15 protein-coding genes and 2 riboswitches are annotated in these 15,540 nt (G+C 69.9%); of the genes, 11 read left to right on the forward strand and 4 right to left on the reverse strand.

Annotated elements, in window-relative coordinates; genetic code table 11:
* Positions 1–12 precede the first annotated feature (12 nt).
* Both gcvH and gcvT read right to left on the reverse strand, forming a co-directional pair.
* Positions 13–390: a glycine cleavage system protein GcvH gene (gcvH, locus tag ACWC91_RS13535; RefSeq protein WP_225079556.1), complete on the reverse strand. Its 378-nt coding sequence runs from the start codon at positions 388–390 to the stop codon at positions 13–15.
* A gap of 110 nt (positions 391–500) precedes the next feature.
* The gene (gcvT, locus tag ACWC91_RS13540; RefSeq protein WP_225079557.1) at positions 501–1,628 is read right to left on the reverse strand and encodes a glycine cleavage system aminomethyltransferase GcvT; all 1,128 of its coding nucleotides are present in this window, start codon (positions 1,626–1,628) and stop codon (positions 501–503) included.
* A gap of 40 nt (positions 1,629–1,668) precedes the next feature.
* Positions 1,669–1,785, reverse strand: a riboswitch (glycine riboswitch).
* A riboswitch (glycine riboswitch) is annotated at positions 1,786–1,882 on the reverse strand.
* Positions 1,883–2,030: 148 nt separating this feature from the next.
* On the opposite strand from gcvT, the gene ACWC91_RS13545 reads away from it, so the two are divergent.
* The 9 genes from ACWC91_RS13545 (at position 2,031) to ACWC91_RS13585 (ending at position 12,415) form a co-directional block, all read left to right on the forward strand.
* Positions 2,031–2,651, forward strand: a complete 621-nt coding sequence (locus tag ACWC91_RS13545; protein WP_450641327.1) for an AAA family ATPase — start codon at positions 2,031–2,033, stop codon at positions 2,649–2,651.
* Positions 2,652–2,933: 282 nt separating this feature from the next.
* Positions 2,934–3,725: an enhanced serine sensitivity protein SseB gene (locus tag ACWC91_RS13550; RefSeq protein ID WP_225079559.1), complete on the forward strand. Its 792-nt coding sequence runs from the start codon at positions 2,934–2,936 to the stop codon at positions 3,723–3,725.
* A 198-nt stretch (positions 3,726–3,923) separates the two neighbouring features.
* Positions 3,924–4,718, forward strand: a complete 795-nt coding sequence (locus tag ACWC91_RS13555; RefSeq protein ID WP_225079560.1) for an enhanced serine sensitivity protein SseB C-terminal domain-containing protein — start codon at positions 3,924–3,926, stop codon at positions 4,716–4,718.
* Positions 4,719–5,037: 319 nt separating this feature from the next.
* Positions 5,038–6,045, forward strand: coding sequence for an ABC transporter permease (locus ACWC91_RS13560; protein WP_281155199.1), 1,008 nt, complete (start codon positions 5,038–5,040; stop codon positions 6,043–6,045).
* Positions 6,046–6,112: 67 nt separating this feature from the next.
* The gene (locus ACWC91_RS13565; RefSeq protein WP_225079562.1) at positions 6,113–7,918 is read left to right on the forward strand and encodes an ABC transporter substrate-binding protein; all 1,806 of its coding nucleotides are present in this window, start codon (positions 6,113–6,115) and stop codon (positions 7,916–7,918) included.
* A gap of 110 nt (positions 7,919–8,028) precedes the next feature.
* The gene (locus ACWC91_RS13570; RefSeq protein WP_141358154.1) at positions 8,029–9,027 is read left to right on the forward strand and encodes an ABC transporter permease; all 999 of its coding nucleotides are present in this window, start codon (positions 8,029–8,031) and stop codon (positions 9,025–9,027) included.
* A complete protein-coding gene (locus ACWC91_RS13575; RefSeq protein WP_281155200.1) occupies positions 9,024–10,121 on the forward strand; it encodes an ABC transporter ATP-binding protein in 1,098 nt (365 codons plus the stop codon). Before ACWC91_RS13570 ends, ACWC91_RS13575 begins: the two co-directional genes overlap by 4 nt.
* 23 nt (positions 10,122–10,144) lie before the next feature.
* Positions 10,145–11,632 (forward strand): ABC transporter ATP-binding protein, encoded by a 1,488-nt coding sequence (locus tag ACWC91_RS13580; protein ID WP_450641324.1) that lies wholly within the window; start codon positions 10,145–10,147, stop codon positions 11,630–11,632.
* Positions 11,633–11,758: 126 nt separating this feature from the next.
* Positions 11,759–12,415, forward strand: coding sequence for a trimeric intracellular cation channel family protein (locus ACWC91_RS13585; RefSeq protein ID WP_225079565.1), 657 nt, complete (start codon positions 11,759–11,761; stop codon positions 12,413–12,415).
* Here the strand turns inward: ACWC91_RS13585 and ACWC91_RS13590 are convergent.
* Positions 12,324–13,562 (reverse strand): alpha/beta hydrolase, encoded by a 1,239-nt coding sequence (locus ACWC91_RS13590; protein ID WP_225079566.1) that lies wholly within the window; start codon positions 13,560–13,562, stop codon positions 12,324–12,326. The two genes, ACWC91_RS13585 and ACWC91_RS13590, sit on opposite strands and share 92 nt — an antisense overlap.
* Before the next feature lie 152 nt (positions 13,563–13,714).
* Between ACWC91_RS13590 and ACWC91_RS13595 the strand changes: the two genes are divergently transcribed.
* The gene (locus ACWC91_RS13595; protein ID WP_225079567.1) at positions 13,715–14,584 is read left to right on the forward strand and encodes a thioesterase family protein; all 870 of its coding nucleotides are present in this window, start codon (positions 13,715–13,717) and stop codon (positions 14,582–14,584) included.
* Positions 14,585–14,615: 31 nt separating this feature from the next.
* Here the strand turns inward: ACWC91_RS13595 and ACWC91_RS13600 are convergent, their stop codons facing one another.
* The gene (locus tag ACWC91_RS13600) at positions 14,616–15,242 is read right to left on the reverse strand and encodes a TetR family transcriptional regulator (RefSeq protein ID WP_225079568.1); all 627 of its coding nucleotides are present in this window, start codon (positions 15,240–15,242) and stop codon (positions 14,616–14,618) included.
* 112 nt (positions 15,243–15,354) lie between these two features.
* Here ACWC91_RS13600 and ACWC91_RS13605 point away from each other — a divergent pair, with 112 nt between their 5' ends.
* Positions 15,355–15,519, forward strand: a complete 165-nt coding sequence (locus ACWC91_RS13605) for a hypothetical protein (RefSeq protein ID WP_225079569.1) — start codon at positions 15,355–15,357, stop codon at positions 15,517–15,519.
* Positions 15,520–15,540: the final 21 nt, after the last annotated feature.

The following is a 15,540-nucleotide window of genomic DNA, read 5'->3' on the forward strand; positions in this document are numbered from 1 at the left end:
TGCGTCCGATTCTCAGCCGGCCGTCTCGGCGGCGTACTCGTCGGCGGAGAGCAGGTCGGCGGGCTCCTCGGCCAGGCGCACCTTGAACAGCCAGCCGCCCTCGAAGGGCGCGGAGTTCACCAGCGACGGGTCGTTCACCACGTCCTCGTTGAACTCGGTGACCTCACCGCTGACGGGGGAGTACAGGTCGGACACCGACTTGGTCGACTCCAGCTCGCCGCAGGTCTCGCCCGCGGCCACCGTGTCGCCGACCTCCGGGAGCTGGGCGTAGACGACATCGCCGAGCGCGTTGGCCGCGAACTCCGTGATGCCGACCGTCGCCACGCCGTCCTCGACGGGCGACAGCCACTCGTGCTCCTTGCTGTAGCGCAGATGCTGAGGGTTGTTCATGGCCAGAATTCTCCTGTACGCGGGTCAATGGTGATGAATGGGGAGTGCGAAAGGCGTGCGTGACCAGGGGTGACGTGTCTCACGTCGACTCCGTGGCGACTACGACCGTGTCACTTCTGCCGCTTGTAGAAGGGCAGCGCCACGACCTCGTACGGCTCGTGGTTGCCCCGGATGTCCACACCGACACCGGCCGTGCCCGGAGCGGCGTGCGCGGCGTCGACGTACGCCATGGCGATCGGCTTGCCCAGGGTGGGGGAGGGGGCGCCGGAGGTGACCTCGCCGATCACCTCGCCGCCCGCGACGACGGCGTACCCGGCGCGCGGGACCCGGCGGCCCTCGGCGACCAGGCCGACGAGCACCCGGGGCGGCTCCGCGGCGGCGCGCTCGGCGGCGGCCAGCAGGGCCTCACGGCCCACGAAGTCGCCCTCCTTCTCGAACTTGACCACCCGGCCGAGGCCCGCGTCGAACGGGGTCAGCGAGGTCGACAGCTCGTGCCCGTACAGCGGCATGCCCGCCTCCAGGCGCAGCGTGTCCCGGCAGGACAGGCCGCACGGGACCAGCCCGGCGTCCGCGCCGGCCTCGGTCAGCGCCTGCCACAGCTTCTCCGCGTCGCCCGGGGCCACGAACAGCTCGAAGCCGTCCTCGCCGGTGTAGCCGGTACGCGCGATCAGCGCGGGGACGCCGGCGACCGTGCCGGGGAGCCCGGCGTAGTACTTCAGGCCCTCCAGGTCGGCGTCGGTGAGGGACTTCAGGATGCCGGCGGACTCGGGGCCCTGCACGGCGAGCAGCGCGTAGCTGTCCCGGTCGTCGCGCACCTCGGCGTCGAAGCCCGCCGCCCGCTCGGTCAGCGCGTCGAGCACGACCTGGGCGTTGGAGGCGTTGGCGACGACCAGGTACTCGGTCTCGCCCAGCCGGTAGACGATCAGGTCGTCCAGGATGCCGCCGTCGGCCTGGCAGATCATGGTGTAGCGGGCGCGGCCGAGGCCGACCGTGGCGATGTTGCCGACCAGGGCGTGGTTCAGCAGCGTGACGGCCTGCGGGCCGGTGACGGTGATCTCGCCCATGTGGGACAGGTCGAAGAGGCCGGCCCTGGTCCGTACGGCGATGTGCTCGTCGCGCTCGGAGCCGTAGCGCAGGGGCATGTCCCAGCCGGCGAAGTCGGTCATCGTCGCGCCGAGCGAGCGGTGCAGCGCGTCGAGCGCGGTGCGGCGGGGTCGATCGGGTTCGGTACTGCTCATCGGACGGTCTCCAAGGCATGACAGGCGAGGACGGATCATGTCCTCCCCATCTGTCATCGGAACCTGAGAGGTTCGCCATGACCGCCGTCGGACGGACGGTGCACGGCTTGCACCTTGGGTGGAGCCACTGCGCCAGCGGCCCGCTTTTCAGATGTGCCTCGCCCGCGCGGTAACGGGGCCTGAGAGATTCAAGGGAGGTACTTGCTCCTTCGGCGCCCCAGCGAGACGGCTGGGGACTCTCCCGCGCGGATTCAAGCGGCCGATATGCAGTTGCGCGCACATCATTGCACGCCCGGCCCGTTTCGCGGCAGGGCGGCATCTGTGACCGTCCTGTGGCAGGACGTGCACGGAAACGCCGGGCGCCGCACATTACCTTCTCTTTACGATCCGTGGGGAGGAATGATGACGGCGCACAGGACCCCGTTGTACGCGACGGCCCAGGCCCCCGCCCTCTTGGTACGCGACCTGCGGGACCGGTCCGGCGGCGGCCCGCGCGTGCTGCGTTTCGGCCCGCGCGACCTGGTCGTGGTGACCGGCCTGCCCGGCAGCGGCAAGTCCACGCTGATGCGGCGCGCGGTGCACGGCGTCCGCATCGACTCCCAGGACACCCGCGACCGCTGGGACGCGCGCCTGGCGGCGCACCTCCCCTACGCCCTGTACCGCCCCCTGGTCCGCCTCGCCCACTTCGCGGGGCTGCGCCGCGCGCTGCGCTCCGGAGCGGCGCTCGTGGTCCACGACTGCGGCACGCAGCCCTGGGTCCGCGCCTGGCTGGCCCGCACCGCCCGCCGCCGCGGCGGCACCCTGCACCTCGTCCTGCTGGACGTCACCCCGGGCGCCGCCCTGACCGGCCAGCGCGCACGGGGCCGCGGTGTCTCCCGCTACGCCTTCCACCGCCACCGCCGCGCCACCGCCGCCCTGCTCCGCGCGGTGGAGCGGAGCACCCTGCCCAGGGGCTGCGGCTCGGCGGTCCTCCTCGACCGCGAGGCGGCGACCCGCCTGCACCGGATCGATTTCGCCCCCTGAGAACCGCTCGCGGCCCGTCACGGCGGCTCGCACGGGGAGCCCGGGGCGGTGCTGGAGGCCGCCCACGGGGCGCGCTCCTGCCGGCCTCGCGCGAATGCCCGGCCCTCCCCAGGCCCGGCGGCCGGCGCCGGGACTCGCCGGCCCGCGAGCCGGTGACGCGGTCGGCCGCCGGGGGTGCTCGCGTGGGGCGCCGTGGGGTCTGGTCATGGGATTTTCCGTGAGGTTCGGGCGTGCACCCGATAGCCTTTCGGCCACAGCAGTGTTCACAGCAGGCGGTAGCAGATGGACTTCCCGGCGGACTTCTCCGCGGACCTTCCGGCACAGGCGCAATCCCATCCGCACGGCGGATGGCCCGGCAACGAGCTGGAGGAGGTGCTGTCCGCCTCCCTCGGCGTCCCGACCGCCGGCGGCCGGATCGTCGAGGTCCTCGGCCGCAGCCTCGTCTGGGTGCCCCTCCCCAGCGGCGGCGGTCCGCGCAGCGGCCCGCTCGACCTGCCCACGCTGGAGATCGACGGCCAGGCGTACGTGCCGGTCTTCAGCTCCGAGGAGCAGTTCCGCCAGGTCGTGGGCTCGCACATGGCGTACACCGTCGCGCCCGCCGTCGAGTTCGCGCGCGGACTGCCCCCGCAGGCCGGCATCGCGCTCAACCCGGACGGCGTGGTCGGCGTCCCGCTGCCGCCGGCCGCCGTGGCCGAATTGTGCCGGGTGGGGCGCACCCACCTGGACGGCCCGTCGAGCGGCGGCCGCGTCCGCCTCTTCGAACCGGACTGGCAGGACGACCCGGTGGACTTCCTCGCCGCCGCCAGTGCCGAGTTCGCCGAGACCGGCGTGGTCGGCACCGCCCGCCGCTGCCTGGCCGCCGTCGAGACGGACGAACCGGTCATGTTCATAGGCGTCGAACTGTCCCAGTGGGAGGGCGACCCGCAGGCCGGCCCCCTGGAAGCCCTGGGCCGCGCCCTGACCAGGACCCCGGCCAGGTGGCCGGTCAACCTGGTCCTCCTGGACGTGGCCCAGGATCCCGTGGCGGACTGGATGAGGGAGAACGTCCGCCCGTTCTACCAGCACGCCCACTGAGCCCGACCTGGGACGCCGGAGAAGCGCACACGATCCGCAGTCGGCGGCGCACGGCGAGTCCCCGGCCGCCGGACGGCGGCTTAAGCTAGGCCTGCCGTCACCTTCCCGCCTGCCCGCCGGGCGGACGACGGGAAGGTGACGACAGGACCCGGACCCACGGCTCGGTCGAAACGTCGGTTGTATGGAGGGGCGGTACAAGTGAGCGCCAGCGGCACCACGGCCGGACAGGTCGAGCAGACGCTGCGCCAGGTGACGCCCGGGCGTTACGACGCCTACGAGGCGCTGCTGCGCGCGCTGGCGACCCCCTCCTCCGGCCAGGTCTGGATGCTGCTCTGGCACGGCCAGGCGGGTTCCCCCGACGCCCAGTACGGCCACATGGAGGTCGACGGCCACGGCTACGCGCCCTGCGTGACCTCCGCCCAGGAGCTGTCGGCGAGCGGCTGGAACCGTTCGTACGAGGTCGTGGACGGCCTCGACGTGGCCCGCACCCTCTACCCCGACCATTACGGCCTCTGGCTGAACCCGCACGCCCCGGGCGGCGGCGTCGGCATCCCGTGGCTGGACCTGCGCCGTATCGCCACCGGACTGGACCGGCAGCCCGCGGGACCGCTCCGGCTGTCCGAACCCGCCGTAGAAGCTTCGCAGTTCTACGCCCTGCTCACCCAGAACGCACACCGTACCCCGGCCCTGCGCTCGCTGCGCCGCACCTGGGTGCAGCCCGCGCTCGGAGCGCCGTATCTCGCCATCGGCCTCGACGTGTACGACACCTCGCCGCCGGCCGTCGACTCGGTGCGCGTGATGATGCAGCAGTCCATCGGCGCCGTCCCCGACGGGCTGCCGGTGTCGACGGTCGCGATGTCCGACGAGTACGACCCGGTCGCGATGTGGCTGCGCGCCAACTCCCGCCCGTTCTACGACCGGGAGACCCACGCGGCCCCCGCCCAGGCCCCGGCGGCCGGCTACGGCTATCCGCCGGTGCGCGGCGGCTACTGATCCGTCCGGTCCGTCCGCCCGCAGGGCTCTCGCACCGGCGACCCTCTGCGCGCGTAGATGGATGCGGATGGTCCGTTTTTGCTGTGGGAAGCCCCAACTGGTCCATGTCCGACCCCCGTTACCCACTGTCCGGATAACGGAACCCCTTAACCCGCATCACGTTTGCGCATCCATTCACCGCCAAGACTGGCAACAGATCACCATGGCGTTGAAGACTCCCGCTCCAAGGGGGCGTTCGCCCCTGTGTACGACGGACTGAACAGCCGCCACAGCGGCAAGCGCGGGCCGGCCACCGCCGGTTGAGAGGGGTCCCTGCCAGATGACGGCACCATTGCACGAGCCGACCGCGGAAGCGGCCCCGAGCGCTGCCGACGAGGCGACGGCCGCCAACGTCGCTGCCAAGGCCGTACAGGGGCGTTCCCTGGGCCGGATCGCCTGGGAGCGCCTCAAGCGGGACAAGCTCGCCCTGACGGGCGGCATCGTCGTGCTCCTCCTCATCCTGGTCGCTCTGCTCGCGCCCCTGATCGCGCACCTGGTCGGTCAGGACCCCGAGCTGCACCACGAGGACCTGATCGACCCGCTCTTCGGCACCCCCAAGGGTTCCCTCGGCGGCATCAGCGGCGACCACCTCCTCGGCGTCGAACCGGTCAGCGGCCGCGACATCTTCGCCCGCATCGTCTACGGCGCCCAGATCTCGCTGCTCGTGGGCTTCCTGTCCGCCGTCGTCGCCGTCATCCTGGGCACCATCCTCGGCATCCTCGCCGGTTTCTTCGGCGGCTGGGTGGACGCGGCCATCAGCCGGGTCATGGACGGCCTGCTCGCCTTCCCGCAGCTGCTGTTCATCATCGCGCTGGTCTCCGTCATGCCGAACGAGATGCTCGGCCTGACCGGCACGGGTGTGCGCGTCTTCGTGATGATCCTGGTCATCGGTTTCTTCGGCTGGCCCTACATCGGCCGCGTGGTGCGCGGCCAGACGCTGTCGCTGCGCGAACGCGAGTACGTCGAGGCGGCACGCTCGCTCGGCGCCGGCCGCTTCTACATCCTGTTCAAGGAGCTGCTGCCCAACCTCGTGGCGCCGATCATCGTGTACACGACCATGATGATCCCGACCAACATCCTCACCGAGGCCGCGCTCAGCTTCCTCGGCGTGGGCGTCAAGCCGCCGACCGCTTCGTGGGGTCAGATGCTCTCGAACGCGATCGACTACTACGAAGCGGACCCCATGTACATGGTGGTCCCCGGTGTGGCGATCTTCGTCACCGTCCTTGCCTTCAATCTTTTCGGCGACGGCGTGCGCGATGCGCTCGACCCCAAGGGCTCTCGCTGAACTGCCCTACCCCCAGCGACCCGTGCACCCACACGGGGTCTCTCATCTATCCGGAGGATCCGAGAACGTGACTACCCAACGCACCTCAGGGCGGCGCAAGCAGGCCATGGCCGCTGCGGCCGTGGTCGCCGCGCTGCTGACCACGGCGGCGTGCGGCGGCGGCAACGACAGCAACGGCGGTGGTGGCGGCGGTTCGAAGAACGGCGCGGCCGGCTTCGACGCGGCCAACAACAAGGTTGCCCAGGCCTCCCTGGCCAAGAAGGGCGGCACGCTGAAGTTCGGCGCGGCCCAGGACGCCGACTCGTGGGACACCACGCGCGGCTACTACGGCATGATGTGGAACTTCGCCCGCTACTACAGCCGTCAGCTGGTCACGAACAAGACGGAGCCCGGTGCGGCCGGCGCCGAGCTGACCCCGGACCTCGCCACGGGTCTCGCCAAGGTCAGCGACGGCGGCAAGACCTACACGTACACGCTGCGTGACGGTGTGACGTGGGAGGACGGCAAGCCGATCACCTCCAAGGACGTCAAGTACGGCATCGAGCGCGTGTGGGCGCAGGACGTGCTGTCCGGCGGTCCGACCTACCTGAAGGAGGTCCTGGACCCGGACGGCAAGTACCAGGGCCCCTACAAGGACAAGGACAAGGAACACCTGGGTCTGAAGGCGATCGAGACGCCGGACGACAAGACCATCGTCTTCCGCCTGCCGAAGGCCAACTCGGACTTCGAGCAGATGCTGTCCCTGATCTCGGCGTCCCCGGTCCGCCAGGACATGGACACCAAGTCCAAGTACGGTCTGCACCCGTTCTCCTCGGGCCCCTACAAGTTCGAGTCGTACAGCCCGGGCAAGGACCTGAAGCTGGTCCGCAACACCGAGTGGAAGCAGGCCTCGGACCCGCTCCGCAAGGCGTACCCGGACGAGATCACCATCAAGTTCTTCTCGAACGCCAACGATCTCGACCAGCGCCTGATCGCCGGTGACTACGACCTGGACCTGAACCAGACCGGTATGTCGCCGCAGGGCCGCCAGACCGCCCTCAAGAAGTACAAGGGCAACCTGGACAACCCGGTCTCCGGCTACGTCCGTTACGCGGTCTTCCCGCAGAGCGTGAAGCCGTTCGACAACATCCACTGCCGCAACGCCGTGATCTACGGTGCGGACCACGTGTCGCTCCAGACGGCGCGCGGTGGCCCGGTCGCCGGCGGTGACATCGGCACCAACATGCTGCCCCCGTCGGTGCCGGGCGCCGAGGGCCAGAAGTACGACCCGTTCGAGCTGGCCGGCGCCAACAAGAACGGCAACGTCGAGAAGGCCAAGGAAGAGCTGAAGGCCTGCGGCAAGCCGAACGGCTTCAAGACCACCATCGCCGTCCGCAACAACAAGCCGGTCGAGGTGGCCACGGCCGAGTCGCTCCAGGCGTCGCTGAAGAAGATCGGCGTCGACGTCCAGATCGACCAGTACGACGGCTCGCAGACCGCCGGCATCATCGGCAGCCCCTCGAACGTGAAGAAGAAGGGCTACGGCATCATCATCATGGGCTGGGGCCCGGACTTCCCGTCCGTCCAGGGCTACGGTCTGCCGCTGTGGAACAGCAACTACATCCTGCAGAGCGGTAACAACAACTACGCCCTGATCAAGGACAAGGCGATCGACGGCCTGTTCGACGACTACGTCAACTCGCTCGACGACGCCAAGAAGGCCGAGATCGCCACGCAGATCAACCACAAGGTGATGGAGGGCGGCTACTACCTGCCCTTCGTCTTCGAGCGGTTCATCAACTGGCGCTCCGACCGGCTGGCGAACGTCTACACGTCGGCCGGCTACAGCGGCCAGTACGACTTCGTCAACCTCGGCCTGAAGTCCTCGAAGTAAACCCGGCACACCCGCCGTACGGCACGAAAGGCAGGTGAAGGCCGGCGCGGCGGGGCCGCGGACCCCGGACAAAATCCGGAGGTCCGCGGTCCCGCGGCGGGCCGTAAGCTGTGCTCGCTTACCTCATCAGGCGGTTGTTCGCCGCCGCCGTGATGCTGGTGGTCATCATCCTGGTGGTCTTCAGCATCTTCTTCCTCGTCCCCAAGTGGGCGGGCGTCGACGTGGCCACCAACTTCATAGGCAAGCAGGCCGACCCTGCCGCCATCGAGGCGGTGCGGCAGAAGCTGGGTCTGGCCGAACCGGTCTACGCCCAGGTCTGGGAGTTCTTCAAGGGCATCTTCGTCGGCCGCACCTACGCGGCCGGTGGCGACGTCACCCACTGCGCCGCGCCGTGCTTCGGCTACTCCTTCCGCAGCGAGCAGGCCGTCTGGCCGGTGCTGACCGACCGCTTCCCGGTGACCCTGGGACTGGCGCTCGGTGCCGCCGTGCTGTGGCTTCTCTTCGGTGTCGCGGCGGGTGTGCTCTCCGCGCTCAAGCGGGGCAGCCTGTGGGACCGGGGCGCGATGCTGGTCGCCCTCGGTGGTGTCTCGCTCCCCATCTACTTCACCGGCATGCTCAGCCTGGCGATCTTCGCGTTCGGCCTGAACTGGATCGACGGGGAGTTCGTACCCCTCGGCCACAGTTTCACCGGCTGGCTCGGCGGCATGATCCTGCCCTGGATCACGCTGGCGTTCCTCTACGCGGCGATGTACGCCCGTATCACCCGCGCCACCATGCTGGAGATCCTGGGTGAGGACTACATCCGCACGGCCCGTGCCAAGGGCCTGCAGGAGAAGACCGTCATCGGCAAGCACGCCATGCGCTCGACCATGACGCCCATCCTGACCATGCTCGGCATGGACCTCGGCGCCCTCATCGGCGGCGCGATCCTGACCGAGACGACGTTCAGCCTGCCCGGCCTCGGCCAGGCGGTGCTCAACGCCATCAAGACCCAGGACCTGCCCATCATCCTGGGTGTCGTTCTGATCACCTCTCTCGCGGTGCTCATCGCCAACCTCGTGGTGGACGTCCTGTACGCCGTGATCGACCCCCGAGTGAGGCTCGCATGACCGAACTCAGCAAGAGCGACGCCGCCGTGGGCGAGCCCATCGCCGCCTCGCCCGCTTCGAGCGCCTTCCTGGAAGTGCGCGACCTGAAGGTGCACTTCCCGACCGACGACGGCCTGGTGAAGTCCGTCGACGGGCTCAGCTTCAAGCTGGAGAAGGGCAAGACCCTCGGCATCGTGGGCGAGTCGGGCTCCGGCAAGTCGGTGACCTCGCTCGGCATCATGGGCCTGCACACCGCCGGCCAGTACGGCAAGCGCAAGGCGCGCATCTCCGGCGAGATCTGGCTGAACGGCACCGAGCTGCTGTCCGCCGATCCCGACCACGTGCGGAAGATGCGCGGCCGCGAGATGGCGATGATCTTCCAGGACCCGCTGTCCGCGCTGCACCCGTACTACACGATCGGTCAGCAGATCGTGGAGGCGTACCGGATCCACAACAACGTCGACAAGAAGACCGCCCGCAAGCGTGCCGTCGAAATGCTCGACCGGGTGGGCATCCCGCAGCCGGACAAGCGTGTGGACAACTACCCGCACGAGTTCTCCGGCGGTATGCGCCAGCGCGCGATGATCGCGATGTCGCTGGTGAACAACCCCGAACTGCTCATCGCGGACGAGCCGACCACCGCCCTGGACGTCACCGTGCAGGCGCAGATCCTCGACCTGATCCGCGATCTGCAGAAGGAGTTCGGCTCCGCGGTCATCATCATCACCCACGACCTGGGCGTCGTCGCCGAACTGGCCGACGACCTCCTGGTGATGTACGGCGGCCGCTGCGTCGAGCGCGGGCCGGCCGAGAAGGTGTTCTACGAGCCCCGGCACCCCTACACCTGGGGCCTGCTCGGCTCGATGCCGCGTCTGGACCGCGACCAGCAGGAGCGGCTCATCCCCGTCAAGGGGTCCCCGCCCTCCCTGATCAACGTTCCGTCCGGCTGCGCGTTCAACCCGCGCTGCCCGTACGCCGACGTCCCGAAGGACAACGTCACCCGCACGGTCCGCCCCGAGCTGACCGAGGTCGGCAGCCAGCACTGGGCCGCCTGCCACATGACGCAGGAGCAGCGGGAGCGGATCTGGACCGAAGAGATTGCGCCGAAGCTGTGAGTGAGAACGCAGAGGACAAGGCAGTGAGCATCCCTGCACAGAGCGACGGCGCCGAGGACAGGGCCTCCGGCACGGCCAGCCTCACCAAGGACGCCGCCCCGGGCGAGGTCCTGCTCAAGGTGACCGGCCTGCAGAAGCACTTCCCCATCCGGAAGGGCCTGCTCCAGCGCCAGGTCGGAGCGGTGCGCGCGGTCGACGGTCTCGACTTCGAGGTCCGCTCCGGCGAGACCCTCGGTGTCGTGGGCGAGTCCGGCTGCGGCAAGTCGACGATGGGCCGGCTGATCACCCGGCTGCTCGAACCGACCGCGGGCAGCATCGAGTTCGAGGGCAAGGACATCACGCACCTCGGGGTGAGCGGCATGCGCCCGCTGCGCCGTGATGTGCAGATGATCTTCCAGGACCCGTACTCGTCGCTGAACCCGCGCCACACCATCGGCACGATCGTCGGCGCTCCCTTCCGGCTCCAGGGCGTCGAGCCCGAGGGCGGGATCAAGAAGGAAGTGCAGCGGCTGCTGTCGGTGGTCGGTCTCAACCCCGAGCACTACAACCGCTATCCGCACGAGTTCTCCGGCGGTCAGCGCCAGCGCATCGGCATCGCCCGGGCGCTCGCGCTCAACCCGAAGCTCGTCGTGGCCGACGAGCCGGTCTCCGCGCTCGACGTGTCGATCCAGGCGCAGGTCGTCAACCTGCTCGACGACCTCCAGCAGGAGCTCGGCCTGACGTACGTGATCATCGCGCACGACCTGTCGGTCGTCCGGCACGTCTCGGACCGGATCGCGGTGATGTACCTCGGAAAGATCGTGGAGCTGGCCGACCGAGAGGCGCTCTACAAGGCGCCGATGCACCCGTACACCAAGGCGCTCATGTCGGCCGTCCCGATCCCGGACCCCAGCCGCAAGAGCGCCAAGAGCGAGCGCATCCTGCTCAAGGGCGACGTGCCCTCGCCGATCGCCCCGCCGAGCGGCTGCCGCTTCCACACCCGGTGCTGGAAGGCGACGGAGATCTGCCGTACGACCGAGCCGCCGCTCAAGGAGCTGAAGCCCGGTCAGCAGGTGGCCTGCCACCACCCGGAGAACTTCGAGGACCAGGCCCCGCAGGACACCGTGCTGCTCACGGCCGCCAAGGAGGCCGCGGAGCTCGTGGCCGACGAGGTCCTCGCGGAGTCGGCGGCGACGTCGGCGGCGGTGGCCGCGGAGGTCGCCGAGACGGCTGAGCCGTCCGGGTCGGCGGAGACCTCGGAGACCTCGGAATCGGCCGCGACCGCCGAGTCCTCGGAATCGGCGGCGACCTCCGAGACCTCGGAGTCCGCCGAGACCTCGGAGTCCGCCGAGACCGCGGAGACCGCCGAGTCCTCGGAGTCCGCGGAGTCTGCGGAGACCGCCGAGACCTCGGAATCGGCCGAGACCTCCGAGTCCTCGGAATCCGTCGAGACCGCCGAGTCCTCGGAGTCCTCGGAGTCCTCGGAGTCCGGCACCGACGGTTCCGGCAGCCAGGGGCCGACCGAGAAGTAGGCGGGGCGGCTGGCTGAAGCCGCGCGCGTGATGGAGCGGGAGAGTGCGGAGCCGGCGGCCCTGGCGGTCGCACTCTCCCGCTCCGTCGTGTTCGGGGGGCGAACCGGGCCCGAGTAACAATGTGGCGTGCTTCAGCAACTGTTCAGCCCCTCCGTCCAGCACACGCTCGACGTGGTCGGCATCTTCGTCTTCGCCATCTCCGGCGCGCTGCTGGCCGTCCGCAAGAACTTCGACGTCTTCGGCATCGCCGTCCTCGCCGAGGTCACCGCGCTGGGCGGAGGGCTGTTCCGTGACGTCGTCATCGGGGCCGTGCCCCCGGCCGCCTTCACCGACCTCGGGTACTTCCTCACCCCGCTGCTCGCCGCGCTCGTGGTCTTCTTCCTGCATCCGCACATGGAGCGCATCCAGACCGCGGTGTACGTGTTCGACGCGGCCGGCCTCGGCCTGTTCTGCGTGACCGGCACCACGAAGGCGTACGCCTATGGGCTGAACCTCACCGCGTCGGCGACGCTGGGCATGGCCACCGCCGTGGGCGGCGGTGTGCTGCGGGACGTGCTCGCCAACGAGGTGCCGTCACTGCTGCGCTGGGACCGCGACCTGTACGCGGTCCCGGCGATCGTCGGCGCCACCATGGTGGTGCTGTGCATCCACTACGACGCGCTGAACCCGTTCACCAGTGGGCTGGCGGTGGTCACCGCCTTTGTCCTGCGGCTGCTCGCGATGCGGTACCACTGGCGAGCTCCGCGGGCCTGGAACCGCCGGTCGACGGTACGGGAGGAGTGAGGGCCGTCCGGAGGTGGTGCGGCGGCTTCTGTCCCATCACCCTGGTCAGCCAGCGGAACGCCGCCGGGACCTGGGGGCGCCACAGCGCCATGCTGTGGCCGCCCGCGCTGCGCGGCACGAAGACCACGTGCACGGTCGTCGGCGGCTTCGCGATCTGCTCCAGGGCGACGCCCGCCTGGTAACCGTCGCCGGTCTGGCCCGAGAGGTAGAGCGCGACGGGCGGCGGCGTGCGGTAGTTCTTCAGCAGGATGTAGGGGTTGTTCGCGCGCCGCAGCCGGAGGTTCTGGCTGGCGAGCGAATTGCGCTCGCCGATCGGGTCGTTGTACCCGGACAGGCTCACGGCGGCCCGATAGCGGTCGGGGTGGGCGACGGCGAGCTTGGTGGCGCAGTGGGCCCCGGCCGAGTAGCCGGCGGTGGCCCAGCCGTTCGGGCCGGTCGCGGCACGGAAGTTGTCCGTGACCATCTTCGGTACGTCGATGCTCAGCCAGGTGTCCGCGTTCACGGTGCCCGGGATGTTGGCGCAGCCCGTGTCGATCTTGGCGATCAGGTTCGTGCGCGGCGCCACCAGTATGAACGGCGCGACCCGTCCGCTCCGCATCAGCGGCTCCAGCTGCTGGTGCACCTTCAGAGAGCCGAACCAGGCCTTCGCCGAGCCCGGGTAGCCCGACAGCAGCTCGACCACCGGGAACTTCCTGTTCTTGTACGCCGGGTCGTCGTACTGCGGCGGCAGCCATACGTAGACCTCCGCGTTCACCCCCGAGACCCGGCCCCTGAGCTGGGTGACCCTGACCCCGCCGGCCGCGTGCATCCCGGGCCCGTCGGCCGGGGTGAACTTCTGCACGACCCTGGGCAGCTTCCGGTAGGCGATGCCCCCGGTGCCGTCGGCGCCCAGGTTGGCGGCCTGCTGCACGTGGTTGCCCGTGCCGAGCAGGTCGGCCCAGTTGTCGTACAGGTTGTTGGCGTTGTTCACCAGTACGAAGACCAGGGTGATGGCCGTGACCTGGGCGAACAGCAGCATCAGTGCCCGGAGTGCGGCACGCAGCGACTTGGGGCCCCTGAGCCGCGTCCACAGGACGAACGGCAGGGCCAGGGCGACCACGGCCAGCACGATGGCGGTGTACAGGAACGGAGTCCCGGTGAGGCTCATGTCCCGATAGAGGGGGAACGGGGCCCCGGGGTTACGGGCATGTACGGACACTTACCAAGAAATTGCCTGTGTCTCACCTCGCGGAATGCTCGTCATATGAGCACAACGGACGAAAGCTACCGCTTAGTAGTGTCCTGATGTACCGTTCACACATGTCAGAAGCAGCCACCGCCGCGGTCGCGCGGGCCACGATCGGCGACAGCGAGTTCGACCGGGACACCGCGGTCACCCGGAGCGAGCCCGGCGTCTACGGCATCGACCTCTCCGCCGGCTGGACGATCACCAACGCCGTCAACGGCGGCTATCTGCTGGCCGTCCTCGGCCGCGCGCTCGCGAACGCCCTGCCGCACCCGGACCCGTTCACGATCTCGGCCCACTACCTGACCGCGTCCCGGCCCGGTCCCGCCGTCGTCCGCACGGACGTGGTGCGCACCGGCCGCACCCTGTCGACCGGCCAGGCCTCCCTCTTCCAGTGCGACGACGACGGCCGCGAGGTGGAACGCATCCGCGTCCTGGCCTCCTACGGCGACCTCGGCGCCCTGCCCGACGACGTGCGCACCTCGGCGAAGCCGCCCACGATCCCGCCCATGGAGCAGTGCTTCGGTCCCCAGGACGCGGTCGGCGTTCCCGCGCCCGTACCGGGCAGCTCGGCCATCACCGACCGCCTGATGCTCAAGCTGGACCCCGCCACCCTCGGCTGGGCGCTCGGCTCGCCCTCCGGGAACGGGGAGATGCGCGCCTGGTTCGGCCTCGCCGACGGCCGGGACCACGACCCGCTGTCCCTGCTGCTCGCGGTGGACGCGCTGCCCCCGACCGCGTTCGAGCTGGGCATCAAGGGGTGGGTGCCGACAGTCGAGCTGACGGTGCACGTCCGCTGCCGTCCGGCGCCGGGCCCGCTGCGCGTGTCCATCACCACCCGCAACCTGGCCGGCGGCTTCCTGGAGGAGGACGCCGAGGTCTGGGACGGCGCCGACCGGCTGGTGGCGCAGTCCCGGCAGCTCGCACGGGTCAGGCTGGACTGAGGAGGCGCCGCACCGGCGGCGGGCCGGACCGTCAGTCCAGCCAGTGCCGGCGGCCGATGCTGATCAGACGCAGCTGCCGGGTCGCGACCCGGGTGAGGCGCTCGCGCTCCTCCTCGGGGGCGTCGAGCGCCTCCAGGAACAGCGAACCGGTGATCAGCATCTGATCGACGTACAGATGGGCGAGCATGAGCAGGTCTTCCTCGCTCCACCCCGCGGACTGGGGGTCGTTGGCCAGTTCGTCCCTCACTTCGCGGGCGAACCTGGCCAGTTGCTCGCCGACGACCTCCCGCACCTGCTGCACCCCGCCGTGGCGCTCCCGGGCGATGAAGCGGACGTGGGCGGGGTACGCCTCGACATGGCGCGCGATCAATTCGACCGCGCGCGTGATGCGTTGCTCGCTGTCGTCCGCCTGGGACACCGTCGACCGGATCATCGGGTGCAGGCTGCTCAGCGCCTCCTCGACCAGGGCCACGCCGAGATCCGCGGTGGAGTGGAAGTGGCGGTAGAAGGCGGTCGGGGCGACACCGGCGGCGCGCGTGACCTCGCGCAGGCCGAGGCTGCTCAGGCTCTGCTCCTCCAGCAGCCCCAACGCCGCGTCCATCAGGGCCTGTCGGGTCTTCTGCTTCTGGGCCTGCCGGACGCCGGGAGTGTGACTCATGCCATTCAGTCAACAAGTGTTCTCCGGATTGTCAAAGCCGGAGGCGCGCTAGACTGAGTAGTCAGTGAACAAGTGTAACTACAATCGTTCACCGACAAGGGGGTCCGATCTCATGCTGTTCCTCGTCGCCGCACTGCTGCTGCTCGGCGTCGTCCTGGGCACCGTGGCTCACGCGCCGCTCGACTTCACGGTCGCCGTGGCCGTGGTGATCGCCGTCTGGCTCGGCGTCTTCGCGCTCCGCGAGCGCCACGGCCGCAGGCGCGGCACGTCCCGCTGACGCCTCACCCGTCCGGCCCGT

This window comes from Streptomyces sp. NPDC001204 (assembly GCF_053598035.1).

Excerpts from the sequence above, each read along its gene's own strand:
- ACWC91_RS13590 (WP_225079566.1), bottom strand. The coding sequence starts at position 13,562 with ATGAGCCTCACCGGGACTCCGTTCCTGTACACCGCCATCGTGCTGGCC.
- gcvH (WP_225079556.1), bottom strand. The coding sequence starts at position 390 with ATGAACAACCCTCAGCATCTGCGCTACAGCAAGGAGCACGAGTGGCTG.
- ACWC91_RS13595 (WP_225079567.1), top strand. The coding sequence starts at position 13,715 with ATGTCAGAAGCAGCCACCGCCGCGGTCGCGCGGGCCACGATCGGCGAC.
- ACWC91_RS13600 (WP_225079568.1), bottom strand. The coding sequence starts at position 15,242 with ATGAGTCACACTCCCGGCGTCCGGCAGGCCCAGAAGCAGAAGACCCGA.
- ACWC91_RS13605 (WP_225079569.1), top strand. The coding sequence starts at position 15,355 with ATGCTGTTCCTCGTCGCCGCACTGCTGCTGCTCGGCGTCGTCCTGGGC.
- ACWC91_RS13575 (WP_281155200.1), top strand. The coding sequence starts at position 9,024 with ATGACCGAACTCAGCAAGAGCGACGCCGCCGTGGGCGAGCCCATCGCC.
- ACWC91_RS13560 (WP_281155199.1), top strand. The coding sequence starts at position 5,038 with ATGACGGCACCATTGCACGAGCCGACCGCGGAAGCGGCCCCGAGCGCT.
- ACWC91_RS13545 (WP_450641327.1), top strand. The coding sequence starts at position 2,031 with ATGACGGCGCACAGGACCCCGTTGTACGCGACGGCCCAGGCCCCCGCC.
- gcvT (WP_225079557.1), bottom strand. The coding sequence starts at position 1,628 with ATGAGCAGTACCGAACCCGATCGACCCCGCCGCACCGCGCTCGACGCG.
- ACWC91_RS13550 (WP_225079559.1), top strand. The coding sequence starts at position 2,934 with ATGGACTTCCCGGCGGACTTCTCCGCGGACCTTCCGGCACAGGCGCAA.